Annotated in this window: 3 protein-coding genes; all 3 read left to right on the forward strand. The window is 68.4% G+C overall.

From position 1 onward, the window contains the following. Positions 1 to 1,018, forward strand: a 1,018-nt coding sequence (locus G6031_RS18595; protein ID WP_182654094.1) for a VWA domain-containing protein, incomplete at its 5' end; no start/stop codon positions are given. A gap of 278 nt (positions 1,019 to 1,296) precedes the next feature. Continuing rightward, a complete protein-coding gene (locus G6031_RS18600) occupies positions 1,297 to 1,587 on the forward strand; it encodes a DUF485 domain-containing protein (protein WP_179524675.1) in 291 nt (96 codons plus the stop codon). Beyond that, a complete protein-coding gene (locus G6031_RS18605) occupies positions 1,587 to 3,209 on the forward strand; it encodes a cation acetate symporter (protein WP_179524676.1) in 1,623 nt (540 codons plus the stop codon). Before G6031_RS18600 ends, G6031_RS18605 begins: the two co-directional genes overlap by 1 nt. Positions 3,210 to 3,267: the final 58 nt, after the last annotated feature.

Below are 3,267 nucleotides of genomic sequence, written 5' to 3' on the forward strand. Positions count from 1 at the left end.
GCCGCCGACCGCCCGCGAGCTGCTCGACCGGGTGACGGTCGCGGGGGGCACCGCGATCGTGAGCGAGCAGAACGCCGAGACGGCCCGACGTGACGCACCGGAGGCGGGCCTCGTCCTGACCGCCCCGCGCACCGGCGCCGTCTTCCTCGGGTACCCCCTCGCCGTCACCACCCAGGATCCGGTGCGCAGGGACGAGGTCGTCGGAGCGGCCGAGGAACTGCGTGCCGCCACCGGCTCGCCCGGGTTCACGTCCGGCCTCGCCGAGGACGGGTTCCGGCTCGCCGACAGGTCACCGCTCGCCGGCGGGGCCGGGGTCGGGGAGGTCGAGGCCCTGGTGGTCCGCGACCCGAACCGCCTGCACGGGGCACTCCAGCGATGGCGGCTGCTCGCCATGCCCGGACGGTCACTCGTCCTGGTGGACACCTCGGGCTCGATGGGGTTCGCCATGGCGGACACCGGGGTCACCCGGATCCGGACACTCGTCGAGACCGCCGACGCGGGACTCGCGCGGTTCCCCGACGACGCCGCCCTCGGCCTGTGGGCCTTCGGTGGAGACGCGGGTCTGGACGGGCGCCCGTACCGCGAGGTAGCCCCGCTCACCCGCCTCGACGCCCCCACCCCCGAGGGGAGCCACCGCGATTCGCTTGCCGGCGCTCTGGCGTCGCTCCCCGGGCTGGTCGGCGGGGGGACGGATCTCCACCGGACCGTGCTCGACGCCTACGCGGCGGTCCGGTCGGGCTACGACCCCGACATGATCAACTCGATCATCGTGATCTCCGACGGGGCCAACGACACGGTGTCGGAGCTGACCCGGGACGACTTCCTCCTCGCACTCCGGGGCATGGTCGACCCGTCCGAGCCGGTGATCGTGGTGACCGTCGGCCTGCTCGACGACGCCGACCCGGAGACCTTGGCCGAGATCGCCCGGGTGACCGGGGGGAGCAGTCATGTCGCGCAGACGACCGACGAGATCGTCCGGGTGTTCGCCGACGCCGTCGGTCGACGGGGCGGTGCCTGACCCCGACGTCGGCGCCGACCCCCCCGGATGAGGTGGCTTCGCCCCCCGATAGGGGTGGTGTCACCACCGCGTTTGCCTCCGTCGGCCCCCCGGGGCGGATTGGCCTCGGCAAACCCTTGTGTCCCGTGTCACACTTCTCCAGTCCTAGTCTGTGAGGCGCATCACTACAGAGGTGTGGCTCGAGAGAACTGAAACGGAGGACCTCCGTGTCCCAACCAGCTGATCCCCCGGTGGGAGGATCGTCACGACGTAGCCCGGAAGCGGCTGACTTCGAGGCGATGCACTCCAGCCCGGAATTCCAGGAGTTGCGCAGCAAGTTCAGGGCCTTCGTCTTCCCCATGACGATCGCCTTCCTCGTCTGGTACTTCCTGTACGTGCTACTGGCGGTCTACGCGACCGACTTCATGGCGACCAGGGTCTTCGGGAACATCACCTGGGGGCTGATCATCGGTCTGGCGCAGTTCGTCACCACGTTCCTCATCACGTTCCTGTACATCCGGTTCGCCAACCGGGTGATCGACCCCCGCGCGGAAGCGATCCGCCACGAGCTGGAAGGTGAGGTGGCCTGATGGGCGACTGGCTGATCAACATCCGTGAGCTCACCCCGGGGGAGCAGGTCGGCTCCACTCTGCTCAACATGGTCGTGTTCGGCATCTTCATCGTCGTCACCATGACGCTGGTGCTGCGGGCGTCCAAGTCGACCAAGTCGACCAAGGACTTCTACACCGGTGGCTCCACCTTCACGGGGCCGCAGAACGGGTTCGCGATCGCCGGCGACTACCTCTCGGCGGCCTCGTTCCTGGGCATCGCCGGTGCCATCGCCATCAACGGTTACGACGGCTTCCTCTACTCCATCGGCTTCCTGGTGGCGTGGCTGGTGGCGCTGATGCTCGTCGCCGAGCTGATGCGGAACACCGGTCGGTTCACCATGGCCGACGTGCTGAGCTTCCGTCTCAACCAGCGGCCCGTCCGCATGGCCGCCGCCCTGGCGACTCTCGCGGTCTGCCTGTTCTACCTCATCGCCCAGATGGCGGGCGCCGGCGGTCTGGTCGCCCTGCTGCTCAACATCAACGATTCCACCGGCCAGGCGATCGTCGTCGCGGCCGTCGGGATCCTGATGATCGTCTACGTGCTGGTCGGTGGCATGAAGGGCACCACGTACGTGCAGATGGTCAAGGCCGTGCTGCTCGTGGGTGGCGTGCTGATCATGTGCCTGTTCGTCCTGGTGGCGGCGCGGGGCAACTTCTCGGCACTCCTCGGCGAGGCCGTCGCCAACTCGGGTAAGGACCTCCTCAGCCCGGGTCTGCAGTACGGCGCCACCGAGACCAGCAAGCTCGACTTCATCTCCCTGTCGATCGCCCTGGTCTTCGGCACCGCCGGCCTGCCCCACGTGCTGATGCGCTTCTACACGGTCCCCACCGCCAAGGAGGCCCGTCGCTCGGTCACCTGGGCGATCGCGCTCATCGGGTCCTTCTACCTGTTCACCCTGGTCCTCGGCTTCGGTGCCGCGGCGATGGTGGGATCGGACGTCATCGAGGCGGCGCCGGGTGGCGTGAACTCGGCGGCCCCGTTGCTGGCCTTCGCGCTGGGCGGGGAGATATTCCTCGGCATCATCTCGGCGGTGGCCTTCGCGACGATCCTCGCGGTGGTCGCGGGCCTGGCGATCACCGCCTCGGCGTCGTTCGCCCACGACATCTACAACGGTGTGATCAAGCACGGCAAGGCCACGGAGAAGGCCCAGCTGCGCGTGTCCCGGATCACCGTCGTGGTGATCGGTGTCGCGTCCATCATCATGGGCATCGGCGCCATGGGGCAGAACATCGCGTTCCTCGTCGCCCTCGCCTTCGCCATCGCGGCGTCGGCGAACCTGCCGACCATCCTCTACTCGCTGTTCTGGAAGCGCTTCAACACCACCGGTGCGCTGTTCTCCATGTACGGCGGCCTGATCAGCACACTCGTGCTGATCGCGCTCTCGCCCGCGGTCTCGGGTGGCCCGAAGTCGATGATCACCAGTGTCGACTTCTCGCTGTTCCCCCTGTCCAACCCGGGCATCGTGTCGATTCCGCTGGCGTTCCTGCTCGGCATCATCGGCACGTTCCTCGGGAAGAAGGACGAGTTCCCGCAGAAGCGGGTGGAGATGGAGGTCCGCTCCCTCACCGGCGTCGGTGTGGAGAAGACCATCAACCACTGACCCGGCCCACCCGGGCGGAACCGATCCCGACCCGCCCGACCGCGAGACGCGGTCGGGC

It is taken from the genome of Dietzia sp. CQ4, assembly GCF_014145125.1.
GTDB classification, from domain to species: Bacteria; Actinomycetota; Actinomycetes; order Mycobacteriales; family Mycobacteriaceae; genus Dietzia; species Dietzia natronolimnaea.

Bases quoted from the DNA above. Each gene is read 5' to 3' on its own strand.
- G6031_RS18600 (WP_179524675.1), top strand. From the start codon at position 1,297: ATGCACTCCAGCCCGGAATTCCAGGAGTTGCGCAGCAAGTTCAGGGCC.
- G6031_RS18605 (WP_179524676.1), top strand. From the start codon at position 1,587: ATGGGCGACTGGCTGATCAACATCCGTGAGCTCACCCCGGGGGAGCAG.